Here is a 25196-nt window from a genome sequence, read left to right on the forward strand (position 1 = left end):
ATCATAGAAAAGAGGCTACTCGTGAGAGCAGCCTCTTTTTCATTTCTTCAATTGTTGACCGACGAACAGTTGGAGCTGGTTTGTGACCGGGAGCGTGTCGATTTGGCGGAATACACCTTCATTATATTCCATGACGAGACGTGAATCGTCGACGTCTGGAGAGGCAATCACATTCCCAGGAGCGAAATAAGCTTGTTTATTCGCCTGTTGCGGTAATGATTTAAACGAACCGCGGAATGTGTTTACTTCGAGCGGCCCTTTACTATACAGACCGCCTTTCATGTTGACAATGGAGCCGACAGAATAGAGTCGAGTCGGTTCAGTCGAAGCGCTGTACATAAATGCTTGGAGCGTCGAAGAACTGTCCTGGAATTCATTGATTCGATTCAATAAAATTTTTCCTTCGGCGAGCAGGACGAGTGAACTGTCATTCGCACCAGAAGCGACCGGCAATAAATCCGCGCGATCAATGAACGCGTCTCCTAATGTATAAACGGTCGTATTGAACGCGACTTTCCCACGAATCGTCAAATCCCCATTAATGATTAGTGGGCGGCTAATGGTGATGGTGTCTAATGCGTCGATGGTGACATCTCCGTTTAAGAGAAGCGGGACGGTGCTGTTCGTAATCGACTTGGTGATGACCATCGGACCTGTCACACCTACTGGAAGATTGACGAGTTGTAACGTTTGGATCGAATTGAGCTGGCTGGAATCGATAAACTCGGTCGGTCGTTCACGTGGCGTTGTCTCTCCATCGACGACGTAAGTTTGCTTGAGAAAGGGTGAAATCGTCGATGTCGGGATTAACGTTGATTGAAACAGCGTTTGCTTCGGTGAATTGGTATAAGGCAATTTACCGGCAGTGGCACGGTGTCGGTTCGCGAACTGGATGACCGAGTAGTTCAAGTTAAAGCGAGAAAACGTACTCTCAACCGGACCAATCTCAGGTTCATGGTTCACACCTGGAGTAGTCGAGTTCGTGAAATAGTTCGGCGTTCCACAGCCGTCGCACGTCGCCCCGTCTCCAAGATCGATGCGGCCATCGAGATAAAACCGGCTCGAAGCGCTATTGTTCAGCGTGTTGACTTGGTTTTTCAGTTGGTACTTCGCGTCGCGTTCGAGTGAGAGCCTTGTCCCCGCAAACAAGTTCCCTTCAATCTTCGGTGGACCGTTGACCGTCAACGTGTCGTCCGACCCGAGGACGTAATAGAGGAATGACGGCAGCGCCGTCACATATACTTCTTGGCTATACGAGCTTGTCTGCATCGGCTGTTCCGGTTTCGCTTTCGTCGTCCCGGTCGCGGTCAACGTGAGCACCGTCGTGAACGGGGCGTTCGCCTGGTCCGCTGTCGAGCGGGTAATTGAGTAGCGGATATCGTTATCACCCGATTGGCGCGTCCCTGCATACAACGTATCTTGTTTAAGTACAGTCTCAACTTTCGCCTGGAACAATTGCTCGTTCTCCATATATGGTTGGACAACATTCGCATCGTGGAGCGGGAACGTCGCTCGGAGATCGGCGACGAGCACATCGAGCACGCCTTTGACGTCGGTATCGAGCTGCGTCTCGTCGACACGGAGATTCGTCTGCTTGTTCGTGGCCAAGTTGACTTGAATCGCTGCGAGCGAGAGGACGGCGAGTGCCGCCATCGTCACGAGGACGAGGATGAGGACGTAACCTCGTTCATCTTGTTTCATTTGACTCCCTCTTTTCATAACGGGATGGTGCTCGTGAACGTTTTGACGAGCGTCGTATCTTCACGAGAGGCGAGTGTTACTTGAATTTCAATCAATCCAGAAGTGATGTATGCCTCACGTCCGCGCCTTGGATCGGTTACTTCGTCGCGGAGGTCGATGTCGACGGACTGGACGATGACGTCAGGATTGTTCGTCACAAAGCTCGACGGGTCGAGCTCGAGAACGGCGTCCTCCATATAATCGCCTTGACGATACAGGATACCTTCCGTCGAGATGCGCGGGGTATGGAGGCGGTGGAACGAATATGTATCCCCGTTGACGGTCAAGGCGTCGAACTCGGTCCGGTTGATGTCTTGGAGGACACTCGTGATCAAATAGTCGGCCTCGCTTCGAAGCGAGCTCGTATCGTTCGTCAGACGGAAACCGAGCGAGCCAGACAAGAAGACGGTGATCACGATGCCGGCGAAGATGGTAGAGATGACGAGTGCGAGCAACAATTCGACGAGCGTTACGCCGTCCTCACGGTCACGGAAGCTCTGGAACGTCCGTCTCAGGGAATTTATCTTGAAGCGTCGCATTCGTCACCACTCCTTTCAACGTGATGGGTTTGAGCAACGTCTCCGAGGCGACGGTAATCTCGACGTTGACGAGGTCAGCGGGCGGTTCGTTGCCGGGAGAGAGGATGGTCACATCAAAGGCGCGCCCGTTGATGGTGACGTCACACAAATCGCAGACGTTGGCTGGCGTCTTCTGGAGGATCGAGATGTCGATCGGGTCTCGCGTTTCGGCCGCCCGACGCTTCAACGTGTTGAGCGTATTTTGGGCGACTTGGTTTGCCACGGTCCGGTCAAGATCCGAGGAGGTGATTCGCAAGCTTTGGGAGAAGATATTCATGAGCGATAATGCCAGGATCGAGACGACGACAATCGAGACGAGCACTTCGACGAGCGTGAAACCTTGTTCGGAACGGCCCACCGCATTGACCTCCTTTTCAAAATTCATTTAATGATAGGAAAAAAGAGACTTTTAACCTGAAATAATTGTTATTTTCTGTACAATGCATATTATACTAAAGTTACAGTGGGAACGGATAGTAATTCAAAAGTCTCATTTGACTTGAAATAGAGGGGGAAATGGAATGAAGCGATATGGGATGCACCTGTTCATCCTGGCGGGGCTAGTCCTGCTCGTGTCGTTGCCGACGATCGGGCTCGTGAACTATCTCGATGCCTCGGCGAAGACGACTGCTACATATAAAGAGACGACCGTGGCCGGCATCGACGTGTCGGGGATGACGAAAGAAGAAGCGATCGTCCGAATCGATAACGCCATCAAAGACTTCAACAACATGCCGTTCACGGTGACGCTCGTCGATGGGACGGCGATCGAGGTCGGCAAAGATGTCGTCTCGTTCAACGTCGACGCGACACTCAAGGCGGTCACTGAATCGGGTACATATCCGCTCGTCACGACGGTCGACGAAGAGCGATTGACACCGTACTTAGAGAACCAACCGGTGACGCTCTCGATGGTGACACCGCCGCTCGTCGAATCCGCCTCGAATTTGAACTCAGACGTCGTCCTCGAGATGACGGCGACGGAGAGTGAAGTCGTCGCTTCGATCACGGTCAGTCCGACGCCAGCGATGCGCTCGGCACTCGAACGGATGAATGGCTTCGAGATGGAAGCCGGGGACATCTTCAGCTTGAAAGCGTTCGGGGAAGATTTTGAGGCGCTCAGCACGCTCGGTTCCTCGATGTATCAATTGTTCGCGGCAACACCGTTCCAAATCCTAGAACGGGTCCAACATGAGACGCTCCCGACCGGCATCGAGCTCGGCTATGATGTCAAAGTCGACGAGCGCTCGAACTTCGCCGTACAGAACACGGAACAGACACCGTACGCGCTCATCGTGATCGAAGAAGGGAACGCGATGACGGTCCAATTGCTCGGTAAGGTATTCGTTGGAGCGTACGAGTCGCGCGTCGAAGACGTGACGAGCGTCCCATATCAAAACATCGTCCGTTTCTCGCCGTCACTCACGGCCGGCAGTTCGTCTGTGACCCAGTCTGGACAGACCGGGGAGTCGGGCAAGCTGTACCGTGTCCGCATCACGGATACGGGCGAGTCGCTCGAACTGCTCGGGTTTGATTTTTACGAGCCGATCCCGGAGATCGTGACGAAAAGTTCCGTCCCGCTCCCGCCTCCTGAACCTGTCGAACCGGTGATTCCAACTTTCCCGGACGAATCACTGGAAGATGACCCGTTCGATGACGATGTAGAGGATGACGGATTGAATGAGTTTGAAGAACAGCCACCGGTGTATGACCAGGACCCGGTGCCGAGTGAGGGGGCAGTCGGATGATCGGTTATTTGATTTTGATCGCCTTTTGGGTACTTGCCACATTGACCGTGTTCGCCTTATCGATTCCATACGTTCGGAAGCGGGAGACGAAAGGAGTCATCTCGTTACTCGTCGCCGTGCTCTCGCTCGGCGTGTATAGCCTGTATGTCGAAGGGCTCGAGCGGACGTGGTGGGCGTGGGTCCTCCTCGCCCTCGGTTTGGCCGGCGGTGCGGCACTCAGTGCGTTCATCGAACAGCGAGACGTCGCACATGAGGTACCACAGAGGATGGTGAAGTAAGTTGAGACGAATGAAGAAACGGCTCGGCGAGATGCTCGTCGAGGCGGGGATGATCACGCAAGCACAGCTAGACGAAGCACTTACTCAAAAGCGGACCGGGGAAAAGCTCGGGGACGCGCTCATGCGATTGAACTATTTGACCGAGACGCAACTGATTCAAGTGTTGCACGAGCAGTTGAACGTGCCGGTCATTTCATTATATTCAGAAGACATCAATGTCACCGTGACGAAACTTGTCCCGAAAGTCATCGCCCAAAAACATGACATCATGCCGATTTCGTTACAAGGCAATACGCTGTTCATCGCGACAGCGGACCCGCTCGATTTGATCGCCATCGATGACGTGCGTCTGCAGACGGGGATGAACATCGAGGTCGGGATCGCCACGCGCGAACAGATTCGTAAGACGATTAGCCGCTTTTACGAGATGGACGCGTCACTCATCGAGATTTTAAAAGAAGAAGCGCCTGAACTTGACCGGGAAGAGACCGCATCACGTGATGACGCACCGGTCATCCGACTCGTCAATCAGCTCTTCTTGAGCGCCATCGATCAGCGCGCCTCAGATATCCACTTCGATCCGCACGAGAAGCAGCTGCATGTCCGTCTTCGGGTCGACGGTGATTTACGAACCGAAGCCATCTATCCGAAGAAGATTCAAAGCGTCATGCTGACGCGCCTCAAGGTCATGAGTAACCTAGATATCACGGAGAGCCGCTTGCCACAAGACGGACGTATCAAATATACGCTCCGGGGCCGCCCGTACGACTTCCGCGTCTCGACGCTCCCGACGATGTATGGCGAGAAAATCGTCATCCGGGTGCTCGACTCGTCGGAAGGGTTGACCGATTTAACGAAACTCGACTTCGGCGACAAGAACGAGGCAGTGTATCGCGACATGCTGAAACGGCCGAACGGGATTATCCTCATCACCGGGCCGACCGGGTCAGGGAAATCGTCGACGCTCTATGCGTCGCTGCGCGAACTGAACGATGAATCGAAAAACATCATCACGGTCGAGGACCCGGTCGAGTATCAACTCGACGGCATCAACCAAGTCCAGGTCAATTCGAAAGTCGGCTTGACGTTCGCGTCGGGTCTGCGTTCGATTTTGCGACAAGACCCGAACATCGTCATGGTCGGGGAGATTCGGGACACCGAGACGGCCGAGATTGCCATCCGGGCATCATTGACCGGTCACTTGGTGTTATCGACACTACATACGAACTCGGCCATCAGCTCGATCACCCGCTTGATTGACATGGGGGTCGAACCGTTCCTTGTCGCCGCCTCGACGTCCGGGCTTGTCGCCCAGCGGCTCGTCCGTCGCGTCTGTCGGGACTGCGGGCACGAACAGCCGGTGTCGAAACGGGAACAGGAACTGTTTGCCGCTGAAGGCGTCCCGGTCGACCGGATCATGCGCGGCAACGGTTGTGCCTCATGTAACTTCACAGGGTATCGTGGACGGCTCGCCATCCATGAGGTCGTGCCAATCGATGAAGGGTTGCGCCGTCTCATCATGAACCAAGCGACGGAGGCCGAGATGGTCGCCTATGCGAAAGAACAAGGCGTCCGCTTCCTCCTCGCCGATGGGCTTGAGAAAGTCGCGCTCGGACTGACGAATACCGAGGAAATATTGAGAACAGTGATAACGGAGTGAGCCTATGATCCATCAGTCGATTGAAGTGATTTTAACGAAAGCGGTCGAACAACGCGCCTCGGACATCCATTTGACCGCCGGCTCGCCGCCGATCATCCGGGTCGACGGCAGTCTCATCACGATGGGTGACGAGAAAGTGTTGCCGCTCCATATCGAGAGCTATTTGAAAGAGATTATGACCGAAGAGATGCGGGGCCGGCTCGAGATGCAGCGCGATCTCGACTTCTCGTTCGGGGTGCCGCGCGTATCGCGGTTCCGTGTCAACGCCTATTACCAACGGGGCACGGTCGCCATCGCGTTCCGATCCATTTCCGGGGAAATCCCGACGATGAACGAGCTCGATTTGCCGCAAGTGTTAAAGCGGTTGATTGAGAAGCCATACGGGCTCATCCTTGTTACGGGTCCGACCGGGTCGGGGAAGTCGACGACACTCGCCGCGATGATTCACGAGATCAACCGCACGCAGCGCAAACGTATCATCACGCTCGAGGACCCGATCGAGTATTTGCACTCGCACGACCAGAGCATCGTCGACCAGCGTGAGATTGGCTCCGACGTCATGAAGTTCGTCGACGGTCTTCGGGCCGCGCTCCGTCAAGACCCGGACGTCATCTTGCTCGGTGAGATGCGCGACCTCGAGACGATCTCGACGGCGATGACGGCCGCTGAGACGGGCCACCTCGTCATGGCGACGCTCCATACGTCGAGTGCGATGTCGACCGTCAGTCGAATCATCGACGCGTTCCCGGCCGAGCAACAGGACCAAATCCGGACCCAGCTCGCCAACGTGCTGCTCGGTGTCGTCAGTCAGCGTCTCTTCCCGCGCGTCGATGTGCCGAAAGGTCGTGTCGCCGCGATGGAGATCATGATTGGCAATCCGGCCGTCGCCAACTTGATTCGGAACGAGAAAGAGTTCCAACTCCCGACCGTCATCCAGACGAACCGGCAGAACGGGATGCAGACGATGGACATGGCGATCGAACAGCTCGTCCGTCAAGGCGTCATCAACCCGAACGCCGTACCAAATGAAGAGAGGTGACTGAATGGCCATCTTCCAATACGAAGGTAAACTGCTGAACGGGAAGCGTAAGAAAGGGCGGGTCACCGCCGTCTCGCTCCGCGAAGCGAAAGAAAAGCTGCGCCAAGAATCGATTCTCGTCACTGAGCTCGCTGAACTCGAGTCGACAGGGTTGAATAAAGAAGTCAACCTGCTCCCTGAGCGGGTCAAGATTGAACATTTGATTATGTACGTGCGCCAGTTCGCGACGCTCATCCGGGCCGGTGTGCCGATTGTCCGGGCGACGTCCATCTTACGCGTCCAGACCGAATCGAAAGTGTTAAAGAAGACGCTCAGCCAAGTCGAGGACGATTTGCGCGAAGGGATCGCGTTCTCGGAGGCGATCAAGAAACATCCGCGCGTGTTCTCGAACTTCTTCAGCTCGATGGCGCTCGCGGGTGAGGCGAGCGGGAACTTGGAGGAGGCGCTCGACCAAATCGGGCTCCAGCTCCAAAAACAATATGACGTCAAACGGAAAGTTATCTCGGCGTTGACGTATCCGCTCGTCGTGTCGATCGTCGCCATCGGCGTCGTCGCGTTCCTCATGGTGAACGTCGTCCCGACGTTCGCGAGCATCTTCGGACAGCTCGGCGGAGAACTGCCGCTCATCACACGCATCGTCGTCGCCGTGTCAGACTTCGTCGCCGCCTTTTGGTGGCTCATCTTCGGCGGGGCACTTCTCGCACTGCTCGTCTTTACGTGGATGTTGAAGCGCGACAAGGAACGGTATGTGATTGATGGACTGCTGTTGAAGATGCCGATTTTTGGGCCGATCGTCCTAAAGTCGCAAATCGCGTTATTGACCCGAAGTTTGGCCGTCTTGCTGCAAGCGGCGGTCCCGATTTTGTCGGCGATCGAGATCACCGAGAAGATTGTCTCGAACCGGGTCATCCGCAAAGGTCTTGCTCAAGCACGTAAGATGATGGCGCAAGGGATCCCGCTCCATAAACCGCTCGAACGAAACGATAGCTTCCCGCCGCTCATGACGCAAATGATTGCGGTAGGCGAGGAGAGCGGGGATTTGGACTCGATGTTGAACGAGGTCGCAGAGTTTTATGAGACCGAGGTCGAGACGACGACGGACCGCCTGAAATCGATTATCGAGCCGCTGTTGATTGTCGTCTTGGCGAGCATCGTCGGCGTCATCGTCATCGCGATTGTCGTCCCGATGTTCCAAATTTATGGCGATATCCAAAATCAGTAGAAAGTTTTTATTTATTTGCAGATTTGTATCTTTTCAATCCTAAATTTTGAATGTATAGTAAAATTGTTCTACTAGTATTAGGTCAAAGGTAATGAATCTAGCTTACATCACAGCACAACACACAAAAGGGGAGAATGAATCATGTTAGAGAAAATGAAAATGATTTGGCAAGATGCCAAACAATTGAAAGATGAGCGCGGACTCACACTCGTCGAGTTGCTCGTCGTCGTCGTCATCTTGGGGATTATCGCAGCCATCGCCGTTGTCGCGATTGGTGGAATTATCGAGAACTCGAAGAAGGATGCGATGGTATCTGATGCACGACAAATGATCAGTTCAGCCAAACTTTACACTGCATCAAGTCCTTTGGGAACTGCAGAGTCAAAAACTATGGACTTTGTTGGTCCAATTGCAGATACTGAAATCGATGGAACGAAGTACTTAGATAACTTGAAAGATCCATTTGGTACAAACTACAGCAAAGCAGAAGTAGTAATTACAGAATCAGCTGGCAAATATACTTATACTGTCGCACTTAAGGGCGGTAAAGAGTTGAAGGTTGGAGAAGTTACTGCTTTATCTGAAGCTCAATTGAAGAAAGATAACGTAAAATAAAATAATTATTTCCGGCTGGCGCTGGGCACTCGCTCAGCCTAGCCGGTTTTCTGTTTTTGGCATATACTTACAAGTAAGGAAGTGACCTTGATTGGTTGAACTCATTGGACTCATTTACAGCCTCGTCCTCGGGGCCATCATCACATCATTCACGAACGTCGTCGGGCTCCGCGTGCCACGCAAACAGTCCATCGTCACGCCGCGCTCGCACTGTCCGTCATGCGGACATGTCCTATCCGCTTGGGAACTGATTCCGGTCTTCGGTTACGTGTTCTTACGCGGGAAATGCCGCGGCTGTGGCGGGCGGATCGCGCCGACGTACCCGCTCTTTGAACTGCTTGGAGCGGTCGGTTACGCTTATAGCTTCTGGCTGTATGGCTTTAGCCTCACGACGCTTCTCGCCTTCGTCTTCTTATCGACGCTCCTTGCCTTGGCGATGTCGGATTTGTCGACGATGCTCGTACCGAACGTCATCTTATTGTTCACGGCACCGGTCCTCCTATTGCTCGCCTATGGCGCGGGTGTGGCCTGGTGGAGCCCGATTGCCGGAGCGGCGCTCGGCTTTTCTGTCCTCGCCACCGTTTTTTTCGTCTCCAAGGGGGGACTTGGGGCAGGCGATGTCAAACTATTTACAGTAATCGGGCTCGTCCTCGGGCCACGCGACGTCCTCGTCGCCTTATTTTTATCGAGCTTGATTGGAGCAATCGTCGGACTGACACTGATCGGTTTGAAACGGATGGATCGTAAACAGCCGATTCCGTTCGTGCCGTCAATCGCACTCGGCACGATGCTGACGTTTTGGTTCAGCGAACGCTTCTTTGATTGGTATTTTGATTTGATGTAGGGGGAAACCAGCATGAGCCGGTCTATAGAGAAAGGAACGGTCGCGTATTTCTCGTTCGATGCGCTCAGCATCCACGGGGCCGTGATCAAACAAGGCGTGTTCAAACGCAGCGCGTCCGTCCAATTGGCGAAAGGCGCCTACGTGGGGGGGCGAATTGAAGACGAGAACGCATTCGGTCTCGCCTTCGACGAACTGTGCCGCAAACTGAAAGTCCGAAAAGGGATGGTCTGTGCCGTCGATATGGCCGAGACCGAGGTGTTGTCCCGTAAAGTCGAGATCCCATCGACAATCCCGAAAGATGAGATTCGGGGTTATCTGTTCATGGAAATTGGCAGCTCGATCATCTTGCCGTTCGACGACGTCGCCTTCGACTATGAGGTGCTGGGCGAGACGGAGACGAAGACCGAGGTCATGCTTCACGCCGTCTCGGTCGATTTGACGAAAGCCATCCGCGCCTACATGAAAAAACGTGGATTCCAATTGAAGAAGATTGTACCGCGTCCGGTCGCCATCGCCAACGGGGTGACCCGACTCGAGACGCTCGACCCGCTCAAGTCGACGCTCCTCTGGCACGTGACGCCGTTCGCGCACCAGTTGCTCGTCCTTGAAGAAGGCCAGGTCCGCTTCATCCGCGCCATCGAGACCGACCTCCCGTACCGCGCCGAGACGACGGACGGGCTTGTCACGTATACATATAGCGGCTCCAAAGAGACGCTCGCGACGCAGACAGACGAGTGGCTGAACGAGCTGGCCCGTTTCCTCGACTTCTATCGCTACTCGCTCCGGACGGACGGACGCCCGATCGACGAGTTGCTCGTCTCAGGGACGGTCCCGAACCTTGACGATCTCGTCCAGACGATCGAAAGTGAGGCGATGGTGCCGGTCAAACGGATCGGCGACCCGCTTCCACTGTCTCACGCGACGCCGTTGTCGCATCAGATGTTGCCGCTCCTCGGGATGGCGACGCTCGACAAAGAGCACGACGCCAACTTCATCAACTCGACCGATGTGACGCTCCGCTGGCCGATCATCGCGAGCCTGCTCGCACTGTTGATTGGCGGCGGCGCGACCGGTTACTTGTTTTATGAAGTGAACGAGTTGAAGCGGAACGAGGCCCAAGTCGAGGAACAGTTGCAGCTCGTCCGCATCTATCAGACCGAGCAAGTGAACTCGAAAGGTCAGCAAGTCCTGTCGCTCGACCAGACGGTGACGGCACTCACGGCCGAAGAACGATGGGCCGTGCCGGCGCTCCGGGCGTTGACCGAGCAATTGCCGCCGACGGGCTACGTATTGACGTATAACTACGCCGACGGTTCGCTCATGAGCGTGCGTACTCAGTTCGAGACGCTCGCCGATTTGAATGCGTTCCTACGATCGCTCTTGAACGACCCAAGGTTTGAGAACGTCAAATTGCTAGGCGTGACGACCGAGACGAAAGCGGAGACCGAGCAGGAAGAGACGGACACCGATGAGCCGCTCAGCCCGAGCGTGCTCGATTCGACGAACGACCCGCTTCCACGCTACATCGGCGAGTTCACTTTCACGTTCATCGATGCCGAACCGGAGACGCCGGAAGGGGATACCCCAGACGGTGAGACACCGGACGGCGAGACGGAAGAGACGACCGATGAGGAGGTGGTGAGCGAATGAAGCGCTCGACGATTTATTTGATCTTTACAATCTGTTTGTTCGCGGCCATCGCCGTACCATCTTATTTCGGCTACCAATACTTCATCCATCAAGGCAACGTCAAGTCGCTCGAGCGGGAACTGTCGCTCGAACAGACGAAGCTCGAACTGTTGCGCCAAGAAGGGGAAGTCGTCGACGTCGCCGACTCGCAGCGCCTCCAGACGCGTGTCCCGACCGAGGCAGCACTCGACACGGTCGTCGAGACGTTATCGCAGGCGAGCCAACTGTCTGACGTCCGCGTTACGAGCATCGCTTTCGCCGACGGTGTCATCGCCGAATCGGAAGTGCCGGAAGACATCGACGAGCCGGAACCGAACGACGTGAGCGCGACGGCTGAACCGGCCGAACCGGTTGAGATCACGCCGGTCAACGCCTCGTCAATCCGCTCGACGGTATCGCTCCAAGCGGACACGTACGAGTCGCTCGTCTTGTTCCTCGAGTCGGTCGAATCGATGAACCGGATTCACATCTTGCGCACGGTCCAGTTCACCGGACCGACGGAGACGGGCCCAAACCCGACCGAGACGGCCGAGCCGCTCGACTTCACGGTCGAACTCGATGCGTTCTATCGTCCGGACCTCGATCAACTCACAGACGATCGTTACGTACCGGCGCAGACGTTCACCCCGAAAGACATCCCGGTGTACGACTATACGACGCCATGATGCAAACGTCCCTTCAAAAAGAAGGGGCGTTTTTTTGAGGCGTCATGGATTGTAAACGCCTGCCTGTTTGCCTACAATCGACAGTGAAGTGTGATACGGAAAAGAAGCCCGTTACGCACATATGGAAGGAGTCGTTACAATGAAACCAACACAGAAACGTGTCATCCTCGCCTCGATGTCGCCACGGAGGACCGAGCTGTTGAGCCAGGCCGGGATCAGTCATGAGGTCATCCCCTCTAATGTCATCGAAGGGACGAACGGTCGGGAACATCCGGACGAGTATGTCGGACGCCTCGCTCGCGAGAAAGCGATGGACGTCGCCCGCGACAACCGTGACGCCATCGTCATCGGCTCGGATACGGTCGTCGTCTTAGACGGGACGATCTTAGAGAAGCCGAAAGACCGGGACGACGCGCGAGACATGCTACAGCGCTTATCGGGGGCGACCCATGAAGTGCTCACCGGCGTCAGCATCATCGGGCCCGAGCGGCAAGACTTGTTCGTCACGACGACGCACGTCACGTTCATCGATATCCCGGACGCGTGGCTCGACGGCTACCTCGATTCGACGGATCCGTATGACAAGGCAGGCGCTTACGGCATCCAAGGGTCGGGCGGTCTGTTCGTCAAACGGCTCGAAGGGGACTTTTATAACGTCGTCGGTCTTCCGATTCGTCCGCTCGTCGAGACGCTCGAACGACACGGGGTAGCGCCGCGCTTTCTGTGATTGAAGCGAAAGTTGGTGAAGGAATGACCATGGTGCTCGACCGAAGTGTTGAATCCGCGATCGCCCGGCTGCTCCAAATCGGGGGCAGGGGTGGCGACCCGCACGAGACGGCCCGGCGGCTGTCCGACGTATATCCGACGCTCCGGGCGCTGTCGCAGGCGTCCGTGAGCGACCTCTGTCAAATCGAGGGCATGACGAAGAAGAAAGCCGAGCAGTTGCTCGCGGCGTTTGCGATCGGTCTCCGTTACGTCGAGGAACCGAAAGTAGAGACGCCGAAGATCCGTTCGCCACAGGACGCCTATGAACTGCTCCGTGATGAACTCCGGCTGTTGAACCAAGAACATTTCATCTGTCTGTATTTGAACACGAAGAACCAGCTCATCGCCCGGAAGACGCTGTTCGTCGGTGGGCTCAATTCGTCGATTGTCCATCCGCGCGACGTGTTCCGCGAAGCGCTCAAACTGTCGGCGGCGTGTTTCATCGCTGTCCATAACCACCCGAGCGGGGACGCGACCCCGAGCCGGGAAGACATCGAAGTGTCGGAGCGTCTCGTTGAGGCCGGTCACATCGTCGGCATCGCTTGCCTCGACCACGTCATCATCGGGGAGGACCATTACGTCAGTATGAAGCAACGTGGGTATATGAACGGATAACAAAGTACATTCTTTTCTTAAGTGTGCATGATAGTATTGGGAAATAGGCATATTTATAGATTTTAAAAGATAATGATTCCTAATATTTTTGTAGGATTCATTATCTTTTAAAAATGGTATTATTTAATAAAGGACGGTTTGTCAAATTAAGCGCAACACTTCCTCCGCGAAGGCCTCGTGTGCGGTCTTCCAGCCGAGACATTTCCTCGGCCGCCCGTTGATCTTGGCGAGCGCGTCCACGATCTCTCCTTGGCCGACCGTCGCGAAGTCCGATCCTTTCGGGAAGAACTCGCGCAGGAGGCCGTTGGCGTTCTCGTTGCTGCCGCGCTGCCACGACGAGTACGGGTCGGCGAAATACATCGGCACGCCGAGTGTCGCCCGGACGCGCTCGTGACAGCTGAACTCCTTGCCCCGGTCCGTCGTCGCCGTCTTGAACGTGCCCGCTGGGAAGGCCGCGTGGACCGTGTGGATCGCCCCCTCCATCGAGGCCACGCTGCGGTCGGTGATCGGCAGGGCGATGTAGAACCGGCTCTTTCGCTCGATGAACGTCGCGACGCACGCCCTCGACTTCCCACGCCCGGAGACGACGGTGTCGAGCTCCCAGTGGCCGAATGTCTCGCGTGTGCGCACCTCTCTCGGACGTTTGGCGATGGACAGACCGATGTTGAACCGACCGCGTGTCTCCATCGGTTTCTGGCGCTTGCCCTTTTGGCGGAGCACGGTCACCGGCACGTCGATCAGCCCCGAATAGATCCAACGATAGATGGTCGAGAAGGCGATTTTCCCGTCGAAGAGACGACCCACGATCTGTTCCGGGGACCAGGTCGCCCGCAGCTTCTCGATGATCGTCCGGCGCATCATGTCGTCGAGCTTCGTCTTGGCGCCGCAGTTTCGCTTCGCCTTGGCGTAGCGCTCCTGTGCGCGTTCGGCCGTGTAGCCGGGGTTCCTTCTGATCTCCCGCGAGACGGTCGAGGGCTGTCGCCCGAGCCGTCTCGCGATGGACCGTACGGACATCCCGAGCTCCAGGTAGGTCTCTATTTTCACGCGTTCCGCTGTGGTAAGATGGGTATAGCTCATGTCGATTCCTCCGTGTGAATGTGTGTTGTGGTGACTTCATTCTACACGAGGCCGTCGCTATGGGCTTTTTTTGCGTTCACGTTCAGGTGTTGCACTTAATTTTATAATTCATCAAAGTAAAAAATTTGGAGGTGCATTATGGCAGCGTTTACAATATATAGATTAAATGAAACTGGACAATTAAATTTATTTTACAATCAAGAAGGGAAACTCGATTTAAAAGTAATATTGAATGAAATGAAACATAAGCAAGTAAGAAGTGATGAGACTGGAAGGATTATTAGCGAAGGTTTTACTTTACCTCATTTGTTTCAACGATCGTCAGGGAAAACTACATTAGAATGTTTTGGTTTTCAAACAATTAATCTAGGTACATACGTAGAATCAAGATTACAAAATGAAGAAATTCTAACAACAGAGACTTCGTTTGACTACTTGACTAAATCCAAAATAATTTTAACAGAAGACTCACATCTAATTGTTTTTTCTAATAATTCAAACGAAGAAAAAGGGAAAAGCAAAATGAAGACTATGGTAGAAGATTTAGGTCTTGAAGCGTCGCTCTTTAAGATAAATCATCAATTATTGAAAAATATTCAAGAGGATACTGAAATAAAATGGTCTGAAGCAAAAATCGAAAAAATAAATAAAGAAGGCGACAAGACTACGAAGGTTTCTTATGAGATTGATCTTGCAGATATTGTTAACCGCTCTACTGTTGCCGATGAATACGACGGACATGGTAATTTAGCTCATTTGAAAATTCAATTTCCTTATACTAACATTGGCGAAGAAGAGACGGTGACCATGAATCTATATTCGAATGGGCACAGAATTTCTTTCGAAACCGAAGAGTTACAAGGAGCATCTGTGGAAGATTTTACTGTATCTACTCTTGAGTTCTTGTTAAAATACACTGATAGCTAAATTTTGTTACGAAAGAGGTGGGGGAAATGAATTTTACTACCGTTATAGTTTCTGATTCTAAAAAGATTGATCAACTTTCAAAGAAAAAATTCTTTTTAAAAAAACCAGCAAATAAAAATTTGTCTGTAATTCATTCTAATAAATTTAATGATATTCACCACGTTGTTTTTAACATTGAAGATGAATATGTTGTATCTACTATGAAGCTGGGTCCTCAATTCAATTTCCCTTACTCTTCACTAATTAATACGTTTTATAAACATAATTCTAAATTGTTATTAATTGAACATGAAAACGTATCATTCAATCAAATTATCATGGATGAACTAATTAATAATCTTAAAATAAATGCTGAAGTGAAACAGTTCGATAACAAGGATTTTTTGAACATAATAATTTTTTTTAAGGGAACCATAAAAAAAATTGAGTATACAAATAAGGATGACGAATTTATTAGTTTAGACTTTGTCAATTTAGATAAACTTCACACAATAGTCGAGGAAGATAATTCTCTTGATTTTTTGACAATAAATTTTGAAGATAGATATCTTTCTGTTTGGAAGGACGGCAAAATTTCTATAGATAACAATGACGAGAAATATTTAATTGGTGTGGTTGAGAGGTTATTCATGTGCATTTATTAAGTGAGAGTGTCAACAAAATTATATCAGGTAGATATTCAGTAATATCTATTGTATTTTCATTAATTATATTTTCTTTAACTGCATTTATTGGAGCGAAAGATAGTGAGTTACCGTTGTTTTTAATTTTACTCATTGTTGCCATTTTAATGACTCTTATGCATATCTTAGTGCAAATTCTTGAAGATAAAGACAGATTGATTTCTGAAAAAGATATGTTGTTGTCAAAGTATTTTATTACTAAAAGTGAAAGTAAAATGTCTTCCTGTAATTTAGCGCTCGACTATGATGCTTCTGCTTTAGACGGGGAGGGATACTTTGAAGTGAATTTAGTTCTGAATGTATTTGACTCCCCGACTCAACCAATAGATTTAATTATTTCTTCTGTAGAAACTTTAGCGATAAAACAAAGCAACATAATCATTGATCTATTTCGTTTTAATGGGGAAAACATCTACACCATTAATGATGCGTTTTCTCAATCTACTTCTTCCACACTGTTTAAATCGACTTTTAAAATTCGGCTCCCTATATCTCTTCGTAATCAAAAGGCTGTACTTAAATTTAAGATTGCACTCAATCAGGAAGAACATATCTACGTGTTCAGTATTTAATTCAATAGTGAAATTTAAATAGGCAAAGGTACCAGTAATTAATCAATTCATTTTTTAAGCAGGCGCTTTCACGCGCTTGCTTTTTGATTTGCCTTTTTCCCGAAAAGAAGGCACACTAATAAACGGTGAGACAGGACTGAGATTCGCGTTATTGTAAATAACCTGTAATCGAATGAACGTTTTCAAACATGATTTTTCCGTTATAATAAAAAATAGTGTAACCAAGAGAGGAGCAGCACGTATGTTTCGTAGTTTTAACCGAGAAATCGGAATCGACCTTGGAACGGCAAATACGCTCGTTTATGTAAAAGGTCAAGGCATCGTTGTTCGTGAACCGTCCGTAGTGGCGTTCCGCACAGATACAGGTAGAATTGAGGCCGTGGGTAACCAGGCCAAGGATATGATTGGACGTACGCCGGGCAACGTCACGGCACGCCGTCCGATGAAAGATGGGGTAATCGCCGACTTCGAGACGACAGCGACGATGATCAAATACTTCATGGAGCAAGCACAGAAGTCGAAGAGCGGTTTGTTCTCATCGAAGACGAACGTCATGATTTGTGTGCCAAGCGGCATCACATCAGTCGAAAAACGTGCCGTCGAAGACGCAGCCAAGCAAGCGGGCGCACGTGAAGCGTACACGATCGAAGAACCGTTCGCGGCAGCAATCGGCGCCGGTCTCCCGGTTTGGGAACCGACAGGCTCGATGGTCGTCGATATCGGTGGCGGTACGACCGAAGTCGCAGTGATCTCACTCGGCGGCATCGTGACGAGCCAATCGATTCGTGTCGGCGGTGACGAAATGGATGACGCCATTATTCGTTACATCAAAAACAAATACAACCTCATGATCGGGGAGCGGACGTCAGAGACGCTCAAGATGGAAGTCGGTTCGGCTCGCATCGACGCTTCGAACGAAAATGAGAAAATGGAAATCCGTGGTCGCGATCTCGTGACAGGTCTTCCAAAACAAATCGAAGTCTCGGCTGCTGAAGTGTGTGAAGCACTCTCGGATACGGTCGAAGCGATCCTTGCAGGCGTGAAACAAACGCTCGAGCAGACGCCGCCGGAACTTGCTGCTGACGTCATGGACCGCGGCATCGTCCTCACAGGCGGTGGAGCCCTCCTTAAAAACTTGGATGACGTCATCTCGGACGAGACACACATCCCGACACTCGTCGCGGATGAGCCGCTCGATTGCGTCGCCATCGGGACAGGAAAATCTCTTGAAATGATGGACGTCCTCCGTTCAAAATCAGGCATCTCGTCGCGTCGATGAGTGGTGACACACGATGAGCCGGTTCGTACGCAATAAAAAGCTCATCATCACGCTGATCGGTATCATCTTATTCGTTGTGATTTTAGGGGTTTCGATTCGAGGACGGTCGGAATCCGCCTGGTACCAAGACGTCACGCGTGATGTGGTCGGAACGTTCCAACGGGTGTTCACGGTGCCGATCGGCTGGATGGACAGTACCGTGTCCTCGATTTCGAACGTACGCGATATTTATGAAGAGAACCGTCAATTGAAACAACATTTGACGAAATACGCGGAAGTGTCGGTCGAGGCCGATGACCTGCGCCGTGAGAACGAAGAATTGCGGCAAATGGTCGAGGCGTCCGACACGTCGCTCCGTGACTTCGACTTGATTCCCGCCGAAGTGATCGGGCGTACGCCGAACGACTGGCAGCGCTACGTAACGGTCAACGTCGGGGAAGAACGCGGTGTCGAGAAAGGCATGGCCGTCACGGCCGCCGGCGGTATGGTCGGTCGCGTCATCCAGACGAGCGCCTATACGTCGCAAGTGCAACTCCTCTCTGACAACAACCGGACGAACAACGTCTCGGCCGTCGTCAAGGACGCGGACGGCAAAGCGACGTACGGGACGATCGACGGCTTCGACAGCGAGACGAACGAGCTCTTCTTCACGAAGGTCTCGAACAGCGTCAAGTTGAAAGAAGGCGAGATCGTATCGACGTCAGGTCTCGGTGGGCGCTATCCGGCCGGTCTCGTCATCGGTACGGTCGAGTCGATCGAAACCGACGAATACGGCGTGTCTCAAGTCGCCCGCATCAAACCTGAGGCGGACTTCAACGAGTTCTCGCAAATGTTTGTCATCGATCGAACGCTAGACGAACCGTTCTTGACGGGTCCCGAGGAAGGAGGAGCAGCGGGTGAGTAACATGAAAGTGTTCATCGCCCTGTTCCTCCTCTTTCTTATTGAAGGGACATGGGCCGCCATCTTCTCATGGCACTATGTGACGCCGTTCTTGTATTTGACGTTGATCGGCTTGATGTACGTCAGTTTGTATGGCCGCTGGGAGTCGGCGCTCGGATTCGGTCTCGTCTTCGGGCTATTGTATGACATCGTCTACACCGACTTGCTCGGAATTTACTTATTTACTTTTTCACTCATTCCTCTCTTAGTCAGCTTCGTGTTAAAATATATAGGTGAGAACTTCTTCTCGGTCGTCATCACGTTCACATTCATGATCCTCGTGTTTTCTTTCGGGATTTTCAGTGTCATGACGGCGGTCGGTGGGACGACCATGACCATTCAAACACTATTAGTTGAACAGATTCCAGGGACGCTCGCCGTCAACGCTGTCGCCATCGCACTGTTATACGTGCCGATGACACGATACGTGGCGCCGCGACCTGTAGCGAAAAGAGGGTAGCCATGATGGAGCGTAAACGACATATTACGATAAAAGGACATCGCAACGGTATTGCAATCCACTTCAATCCACGGAGTGGCATCGATGAGGTGCTCGGAGAGCTTGAGGCCACGTTACAAGAAATGGAGCCGCCCTCTGGGAAGATTGCACTCAAATTGCACGCGGGTACTCGTTACATCGACGAGGAGCTGTCACGTCAAATTCGTGAAGTCGTCGCTCGTCATGGCGTTTTTTATATCGAGGAGCTGTCGAGCGAGGTCATGTTGACCGAAGAGGCGAAAGCGACCTACGGCAAAAAGACGTTCCACTACCATAGCGGGACGATTCGAAGCGGGCAAGTGCTCGATTTCGATGGCTCGGTGCTCATTATCGGAGACATCAACCCGGGGTCCGAGGTTCGGGCAACGGGCAGCATATATTGTTTAGGGACGATACGAGGAAATGTGCGTGCCGGTGTCGAAGGATGGGAGGAAGCGGTCATCACCGCCAGTCTGCTCCATCCGAAGTTTTTAGCGATCGGTGAACATGTGCTCGCGTCGGACGACGACGAAGAGCTTCCGGAGATCGAGATGGGATGCGCGTATCAGACGAATCAGGGCATTGAAATGACGCGTCTTCGTCAAGTCATGACTGGGCTGAAAGACGCATATGCAATGGAATTACAGAGAGGGTGAGTTTGATGGAGCAAGTAGTAGAGCCTGTACATACAGCTAAAGAAGTGAAGAAAGGTCGGGCCATCGTCGTGACGTCGGGGAAAGGTGGCGTCGGGAAGACGACCACGACCGCGAACCTCGGGACGGGCCTCGCATTGTCTGGCCACTCGGTCTGTCTCGTCGATACGGATATCGGTCTACGGAACTTGGATATCATCTTAGGACTCGACAACCGGAGCATCTATAACCTCGTTGACGTCATCAACGAGCAGTGCAAGCTGCATCAGGCGCTCGTTCGTGACAAGCGGTTCGAAGAGATGTATCTCTTGCCTGCGGCCCAGTCGAAAGACAAGACGTCGGTCCAACCGGAGCAAGTGAAAGAGATCATCGACCAGTTGAAGACCGAATACGACTTCGTATTGATCGACTGTCCGGCCGGTATCGAGCAAGGTTTCATGAACGCCATCGCCGGCGCCGACGAGGCTGTCGTCGTGACGACGCCTGAGAAGGCTGCCGTTCAAGACGCGGACCGCATCATCGGCATGCTCGAGCAAGCGGAACACGTCGCGGCACCGAAACTGATCGTCAACCGTGTCAAGAACCACCTCGTCGAATCAGGCGACATGCTCGACATCGATGACATCATGCGTATCTTGTCGATCGACTTGCTCGGCGTCGTCGTCGACGATGAAGAAGTCATCGCCGCTGCGAACCGCGGAGTGCCGGTCACGATGAACCCGGACAACAACGCCGGACAAGCGTACCGCAACATCACGCGCCGCATTCTCGGCGAGTCGGTGCCGCTCATGTCGATTCAGACCGAACAAAAACCGGTCGGCTTCTGGACGCGGGTCATGATGAAGTTTGGAATGAAAAAAGCCTAAGGCAACGAAAGTTGCCTTTTTGTGTCGAAAGGAGAGATACGTGTGCGATTGATCTATGAACGGACCCCGTCCATCGAACGGGCCATGCTCGTCGATGGGGAACGCCTCCTCGAGGTCGAGGAACGCTTCATCGACCAACTGTCGGTCGGGACGATTCTCGAGGCCGCGATCGAACGGATTCATCCGTCGCTCGGCGCCGCGTTTTTGACGACCGGCGAGACGACGTTCTTCCTGCCGATTGCCGAGACGCTCAAAGCGCTCGAGGCGTATCCGAATGTGCCTGGCATCGGCCAGGCGGCCGTCGTCGGTGACAAACGCCTCGTCCAAGTGACGAAAGAAGGCATCAACGGCAAACATCATAAAGTGACCGAGAACATCCGCTTCGGCGGACGCTACATCGTCTACTTCCCATACGGCCGGCGTAAGCTGTATAGCCGGAAGCTCGACCTCGTCACCCAGGACCGGTTATCAAAAGTGTTCGAGCTCGAAGAAGCGGAAGGTGTCTTGTTTCGGACGGAGTCAGGGCAAGCGAGCCCGGACGTCCTTCAAGAAGAACTTGCCTTGCTTCGGCGTCGCGCCGCGGACGTCGTGACGGCACGACGCGGGCAGGATGAGCTGCTGTGTGAACAGTTCGTGCGCCGCCATGCGGTCGAGTCGGTCATGTTGAACGACAAGGAAGCACAAGAGCGGTTATCACGGCTCGAGGTCAACGTCGAACGCCATGTCGGCAAAGGTCGGATGAAAGAAGCGGCCCGGCTCGACGGGGCGATTGAAAAGCTAGGACAGCGCGTCGTCTGGCTTGAAGGTGGTTCTTACGTCTTGGTCGAACAAGTTGAGACGATGACCGTCATCGACGTCAACAGCGGCAAGAACGTCGCCGTCAAGGACAAGGGACGGGCAGCCGACACAATCAACGAGGCTGCCCTCTACGCGGTCATGGAGCAGCTCCGGCTGCGCAATATCGGCGGCATGGTCGTCATCGACTTCTTACGCGGGTCAAAAGACGGGCAGGCCCGGCTCCTGAAGAAGATGAAAGAGCTCGGCGCCCGTGATCCGCGCCGCGTCGAAGTGTACGGTTTCACGCGTATGGGCTTGTTCGAGCTGTCCCGGGAACGCACGGGACGTTCGATGCAAGACCGGATGACGCACGACGGGAAGCCGTCGAAGCTCGCCGTCTTCTCTCGGATTGAACGTGCTTTGATGGAGCTCGCGCCGGAAGTCGAAGCGGTCGTCTTGACGCTCCCGGGCAAGTGGCACGACACGTCGTGGGATGGGTTTGCCTGCACGGTCCTCCTCGTCGAGGGAGAACCGGATGTGGCGTTCTACGGGACGCTCGAGGAATGTCAGAATTTCGTATCTCGTCATTGACAACGATGAAACGAGAGTGGTATTATCTATAACGTTAGTTCGTTTGGAAGCACCCAAATGGCTACAACCGCACAGAACGGGTTGAAACGGTTTCGCCCTGCCCTGGATGGCGAGTCTGAGTTTAATAAGGAGGTGCACGTATATGTACGCAATCATCAAAACTGGTGGTAAGCAAATCAAAGTTGAAGCAGGTCAAGAGATCTACATCGAAAAACTCGATGCTGATGTCGAGGGTACTGTAGAATTCGGTGAAGTTCTTTTCGTTGGTGGTGACGATGTTAAAGTCGGAGCTCCACTCGTAGAGGGCGCTAAAGTTGTCGGTACTGTGGTAAAACACGGCCGCGCTAAGAAGATCACTGTCTTCAAAATGAAAGCTAAGAAAAACTACCGTCGTAAGCAAGGTCACCGTCAGCCTTACACGAAAGTTCGCATCGAGAAAATCGAAGCGTAAGCTATGATTCGAGTAACGGTCAGACGAGACGAGACGAAGTCGATTCGTTCCGTCGAAGTGACAGGTCACGCCAACTTTGCCGAACCCGGTTCTGACTTGGTATGTGCCGGCGTTTCTGCCATCATCTTTGGGGCATACAACGCTGTCGAGGTACTCGCCGGTCAGTCGCTTCTTGTAGAAATGGCAGACAAAACAGAGGGTGGCTACTTTTATGTCGAGACGTATCCTGACCTATCACCGGAGGATATGACTCGCACCCAATTGTTATTAGAAGGGATGCTCGTGCAACTAGACACGATCGCCCAGAGTTACGGTGATTATATCCAAATTGAACAATAGGAGGTGGACCTCATGTTACAATTGAACCTTCAGTTCTTCGCATCGAAAAAGGGAGTAGGATCGACTAAAAACGGTCGTGACTCGATTTCGAAACGCCTCGGCGCTAAACGCGCTGACGGACAAACGGTTTCAGCTGGATCGATTCTCTACCGTCAACGCGGTACGAAAATTCACCCAGGTGAAAACGTAGGCCGTGGTGGCGACGACACATTGTTTGCTAAAGTTGACGGCGTAGTACGCTTCGAGCGTCTTGGTCGCGACAAGAAACAAGTGAGCGTTTACCCAGTTGCGTAAGTAGAACCACGCAGAAGACTCTAGCCACTTATTTGGTTAGAGTCTTTTTTACTAGTTTTACCTAGGAGAGGATTGCATGAACTCACAAGCAGCACTGAAACTATTATCGACCGTCCGTCACGAATGGATGAATCGGCTTCAGATGATCTCCTTGTATGCGGCGCTCGAGCCTGAAAAACTCGAGGAGCTGTACGAGCGATATCGTCAGCACGCCGACGAGGAGAGTGCGCTCATTCGTTTGGATTTGCCGATGGCGAGTCTCGTCATCATACAAGCGAATTGGGAAGGACGGTTGACCTACAAGGTATCGGCCGACCGTGTGTCGCTCGACGACGCGCGTGTGGCGGACAAACTTGTCCGTCTTCTGTCAGGAACGGATGGACCGATTCATGTGACGTTCACGGACGGACTGATGGTCCGCGTCTTCGGTCATGTGCCGGACGACGTGTTCACGTCAGACGAAGTGTACGAGCAGACAGTAGAATGTTCTACGTTCGTTATAAAGGAGGGGAATTAAATGTTTGTCGATCAGGTTAATATTTTTGTAAAAGCTGGAGACGGCGGTAAAGGGATGGTCGCGTTCCGCCGCGAGAAGTATGTTCCAGACGGTGGACCAGCAGGAGGAGACGGCGGTCACGGTGGTGACGTCGTATTCGAAGTAGAAGAAGGATTGCGCACGCTCGTAGATTTCCGCTTCTCGAAAAAGTTCATCGCCCATGACGGTGAAAAAGGGATGTCGAAAGGCATGCACGGACGAAAAGCGAAGCCGCTCGTCGTCAAAGTCCCACCAGGTACGATCGTATTTGATGCATCGACCGATACGGTTATCGCCGACCTTACCGAGCACGGCCAACGGGCCACGATCGCCAAAGGCGGACGCGGTGGCCGCGGGAACTGTCGTTTTGCGACGCCAGCCAACCCGGCACCAGAGATCGCCGAGAACGGGGAGCCAGGTCAAGAACGCGAATTGCGTCTTGAGTTGAAATTGCTCGCTGACGTCGGTCTCGTCGGATTCCCGTCAGTCGGGAAATCGACGCTCTTGTCAGTCGTCTCGTCGGCACGCCCGAAAATTGGCGCGTACCACTTCACGACGATCACACCGAACCTCGGTGTCGTCAAGACGGCAGACGACCGTGACTTCGTCATGGCCGATCTTCCAGGACTCATCGAAGGGGCGAGCCAAGGCGTCGGTCTCGGTCACCAGTTCCTTCGTCACATCGAGCGGACGAAAGTTATCGTCCACATGATCGATATGAGTGGCATGGAAGGGCGCGACCCGTTCGAAGACTACACGACGATCAACCGCGAACTCGAGTCGTATAACTTACGCCTCCTCGAGCGTCCGCAAATCGTTGTCGCCAACAAGATGGACATGCCGGATGCGCCGGAATTATTGGAAGAGTTCCAAAAGAAAATCGGAGATGACGTCAAAGTCTTCCCGATCTCGGCACTCGCCAAAGAAGGACTCCGCAACCTACTCATCGAAGTAGCTAATCTCGTGGACTCGACACCTGAGTTCCCACTCGAAGAGCTCGAAGAGAAGACGGCCACACCACGTGTCGTTTATCGTTACGAGAAGGAAGAGAAAGGGTATCAGATTCATGTCGATGAATACGAACGCTTCGTGATCACGGGGCCTCGCATCGAGAAGCTCTTCAAGATGACGAACTTCGATCACGACGAATCGATTAAACGATTCGCGCGTCAAATGCGTCAAATGGGCGTCGATGACGACCTTCGCAAGTTGGGTGCCGAAGACGGCAGCGTCGTCGCTATCTTGGACTTTGAATTCGAATTTGTCGAATAATCTT

The 25196-nt window shown here is 52.8% G+C and carries 29 protein-coding genes and 1 other annotated feature; of the genes, 25 read left to right on the top strand and 4 right to left on the bottom strand.

From position 1 onward, the window contains the following. Positions 1 to 39: 39 nt before the first annotated feature. From KNP02_RS07950 to KNP02_RS07960, 3 genes are read right to left on the bottom strand one after another with little or no spacing between them, the layout of a single operon-like run. A complete protein-coding gene (locus KNP02_RS07950; protein WP_214708108.1) occupies positions 40 to 1701 on the bottom strand; it encodes a hypothetical protein in 1662 nt (553 codons plus the stop codon). 14 nt (positions 1702 to 1715) lie between these two features. After that, entirely contained in the window at positions 1716 to 2279 is a 564-nt protein-coding gene (locus KNP02_RS07955; protein WP_214708110.1) for a PilW family protein, read from the bottom strand. Beyond that, positions 2227 to 2676, bottom strand: a complete 450-nt coding sequence (locus tag KNP02_RS07960; RefSeq protein WP_214708112.1) for a prepilin-type N-terminal cleavage/methylation domain-containing protein — start codon at positions 2674 to 2676, stop codon at positions 2227 to 2229. Before KNP02_RS07960 ends, KNP02_RS07955 begins: the two co-directional genes overlap by 53 nt. A 163-nt stretch (positions 2677 to 2839) precedes the next feature. On the opposite strand from KNP02_RS07960, the gene KNP02_RS07965 reads away from it, so the two are divergent. The 11 genes from KNP02_RS07965 (at position 2840) to radC (ending at position 13458) form a co-directional block, all read left to right on the top strand. After that, the gene (locus KNP02_RS07965) at positions 2840 to 4066 is read left to right on the top strand and encodes a G5 domain-containing protein (RefSeq protein ID WP_214708114.1); all 1227 of its coding nucleotides are present in this window, start codon (positions 2840 to 2842) and stop codon (positions 4064 to 4066) included. Continuing rightward, positions 4063 to 4344 (top strand): hypothetical protein, encoded by a 282-nt coding sequence (locus KNP02_RS07970; RefSeq protein WP_214708115.1) that lies wholly within the window; start codon positions 4063 to 4065, stop codon positions 4342 to 4344. The genes KNP02_RS07965 and KNP02_RS07970 overlap by 4 nt, the downstream gene beginning before the upstream one ends. 1 nt (position 4345) lies before the next feature. After that, entirely contained in the window at positions 4346 to 6004 is a 1659-nt protein-coding gene (locus KNP02_RS07975; protein WP_214708117.1) for a GspE/PulE family protein, read from the top strand. 4 nt (positions 6005 to 6008) lie between these two features. Next, positions 6009 to 7043 (top strand): type IV pilus twitching motility protein PilT, encoded by a 1035-nt coding sequence (locus KNP02_RS07980; RefSeq protein WP_214708119.1) that lies wholly within the window; start codon positions 6009 to 6011, stop codon positions 7041 to 7043. A gap of 4 nt (positions 7044 to 7047) precedes the next feature. Continuing rightward, on the top strand, positions 7048 to 8265 hold the full coding sequence (locus tag KNP02_RS07985; RefSeq protein WP_214708121.1) for a type II secretion system F family protein: 1218 nt from the start codon (positions 7048 to 7050) through the stop codon (positions 8263 to 8265). Positions 8266 to 8406: 141 nt separating this feature from the next. Beyond that, positions 8407 to 8880, top strand: coding sequence for a prepilin-type N-terminal cleavage/methylation domain-containing protein (locus KNP02_RS07990; RefSeq protein ID WP_214708123.1), 474 nt, complete (start codon positions 8407 to 8409; stop codon positions 8878 to 8880). Between the two features lie 91 nt (positions 8881 to 8971). Beyond that, positions 8972 to 9724 carry a prepilin peptidase gene (locus KNP02_RS07995; protein WP_214708125.1) on the top strand — a complete coding sequence of 251 codons (753 nt, stop codon included), beginning with the start codon at positions 8972 to 8974 and terminating at the stop codon, positions 9722 to 9724. Between the two features lie 12 nt (positions 9725 to 9736). After that, positions 9737 to 11374 carry a pilus assembly protein PilM gene (pilM, locus tag KNP02_RS08000; RefSeq protein WP_214708127.1) on the top strand — a complete coding sequence of 546 codons (1638 nt, stop codon included), beginning with the start codon at positions 9737 to 9739 and terminating at the stop codon, positions 11372 to 11374. After that, positions 11371 to 12078 carry a hypothetical protein gene (locus KNP02_RS08005; RefSeq protein ID WP_214708129.1) on the top strand — a complete coding sequence of 236 codons (708 nt, stop codon included), beginning with the start codon at positions 11371 to 11373 and terminating at the stop codon, positions 12076 to 12078. Before pilM ends, KNP02_RS08005 begins: the two co-directional genes overlap by 4 nt. A gap of 139 nt (positions 12079 to 12217) precedes the next feature. After that, on the top strand, positions 12218 to 12805 hold the full coding sequence (locus KNP02_RS08010) for a Maf family protein (protein WP_251129177.1): 588 nt from the start codon (positions 12218 to 12220) through the stop codon (positions 12803 to 12805). A gap of 29 nt (positions 12806 to 12834) precedes the next feature. Further along, on the top strand, positions 12835 to 13458 hold the full coding sequence (radC, locus tag KNP02_RS08015) for a RadC family protein (protein WP_251129184.1): 624 nt from the start codon (positions 12835 to 12837) through the stop codon (positions 13456 to 13458). A 141-nt stretch (positions 13459 to 13599) separates the two neighbouring features. Here radC and KNP02_RS08020 read toward each other — a convergent pair whose 3' ends face one another. Next, complete coding sequence (locus KNP02_RS08020) at positions 13600 to 14535, bottom strand: IS30 family transposase (RefSeq protein ID WP_214708133.1); 936 nt, start codon at positions 14533 to 14535, stop codon at positions 13600 to 13602. Positions 14536 to 14673: 138 nt separating this feature from the next. Between KNP02_RS08020 and KNP02_RS08025 the strand changes: the two genes are divergently transcribed. The 14 genes from KNP02_RS08025 to obgE all read left to right on the top strand — a co-directional run bounded on the left by KNP02_RS08025 (position 14674) and on the right by obgE (position 25192). Further along, a complete protein-coding gene (locus tag KNP02_RS08025) occupies positions 14674 to 15462 on the top strand; it encodes a hypothetical protein (protein WP_214708135.1) in 789 nt (262 codons plus the stop codon). A gap of 26 nt (positions 15463 to 15488) precedes the next feature. Then, positions 15489 to 16106 (top strand): hypothetical protein, encoded by a 618-nt coding sequence (locus tag KNP02_RS08030; protein WP_214708137.1) that lies wholly within the window; start codon positions 15489 to 15491, stop codon positions 16104 to 16106. Next, a complete protein-coding gene (locus KNP02_RS08035) occupies positions 16094 to 16717 on the top strand; it encodes a hypothetical protein (RefSeq protein ID WP_214708139.1) in 624 nt (207 codons plus the stop codon). Before KNP02_RS08030 ends, KNP02_RS08035 begins: the two co-directional genes overlap by 13 nt. Positions 16718 to 16958: 241 nt before the next feature. Beyond that, positions 16959 to 17996, top strand: coding sequence for a rod shape-determining protein (locus KNP02_RS08040; protein ID WP_021066877.1), 1038 nt, complete (start codon positions 16959 to 16961; stop codon positions 17994 to 17996). Between the two features lie 13 nt (positions 17997 to 18009). Continuing rightward, positions 18010 to 18900, top strand: a complete 891-nt coding sequence (gene mreC / locus KNP02_RS08045) for a rod shape-determining protein MreC (protein WP_034776861.1) — start codon at positions 18010 to 18012, stop codon at positions 18898 to 18900. A 1-nt stretch (position 18901) separates the two neighbouring features. Next, complete coding sequence (gene mreD / locus KNP02_RS08050) at positions 18902 to 19396, top strand: rod shape-determining protein MreD (RefSeq protein WP_052090206.1); 495 nt, start codon at positions 18902 to 18904, stop codon at positions 19394 to 19396. Positions 19397 to 19401: 5 nt separating this feature from the next. Beyond that, the gene (locus tag KNP02_RS08055) at positions 19402 to 20070 is read left to right on the top strand and encodes a septum site-determining protein MinC (RefSeq protein ID WP_232939187.1); all 669 of its coding nucleotides are present in this window, start codon (positions 19402 to 19404) and stop codon (positions 20068 to 20070) included. 5 nt (positions 20071 to 20075) lie between these two features. After that, the gene (minD, locus tag KNP02_RS08060) at positions 20076 to 20933 is read left to right on the top strand and encodes a septum site-determining protein MinD (RefSeq protein ID WP_214708141.1); all 858 of its coding nucleotides are present in this window, start codon (positions 20076 to 20078) and stop codon (positions 20931 to 20933) included. A 42-nt stretch (positions 20934 to 20975) separates the two neighbouring features. Further along, positions 20976 to 22301 carry a ribonuclease E/G gene (locus KNP02_RS08065; protein ID WP_214708143.1) on the top strand — a complete coding sequence of 442 codons (1326 nt, stop codon included), beginning with the start codon at positions 20976 to 20978 and terminating at the stop codon, positions 22299 to 22301. A 55-nt stretch (positions 22302 to 22356) separates the two neighbouring features. Next, positions 22357 to 22428: a sequence feature (ribosomal protein L21 leader region), on the top strand. A 15-nt stretch (positions 22429 to 22443) separates the two neighbouring features. Beyond that, complete coding sequence (rplU, locus tag KNP02_RS08070) at positions 22444 to 22752, top strand: 50S ribosomal protein L21 (RefSeq protein WP_015881153.1); 309 nt, start codon at positions 22444 to 22446, stop codon at positions 22750 to 22752. A gap of 3 nt (positions 22753 to 22755) precedes the next feature. Then, positions 22756 to 23091 (top strand): ribosomal-processing cysteine protease Prp, encoded by a 336-nt coding sequence (locus KNP02_RS08075; protein WP_034776866.1) that lies wholly within the window; start codon positions 22756 to 22758, stop codon positions 23089 to 23091. A gap of 12 nt (positions 23092 to 23103) precedes the next feature. Then, positions 23104 to 23385, top strand: coding sequence for a 50S ribosomal protein L27 (rpmA, locus tag KNP02_RS08080; RefSeq protein ID WP_016508537.1), 282 nt, complete (start codon positions 23104 to 23106; stop codon positions 23383 to 23385). 76 nt (positions 23386 to 23461) lie between these two features. Then, the gene (locus KNP02_RS08085) at positions 23462 to 23902 is read left to right on the top strand and encodes a Spo0B domain-containing protein (RefSeq protein ID WP_214708145.1); all 441 of its coding nucleotides are present in this window, start codon (positions 23462 to 23464) and stop codon (positions 23900 to 23902) included. After that, complete coding sequence (gene obgE / locus KNP02_RS08090) at positions 23903 to 25192, top strand: GTPase ObgE (protein WP_034776868.1); 1290 nt, start codon at positions 23903 to 23905, stop codon at positions 25190 to 25192. It abuts the gene before it with no gap. Positions 25193 to 25196: the final 4 nt, after the last annotated feature.

The sequence above is a fragment of the Exiguobacterium sp. s40 genome (assembly GCF_018617905.1).
In the GTDB taxonomy this organism is placed as follows: domain Bacteria; phylum Bacillota; class Bacilli; order Exiguobacteriales; family Exiguobacteriaceae; genus Exiguobacterium; species Exiguobacterium mexicanum_A.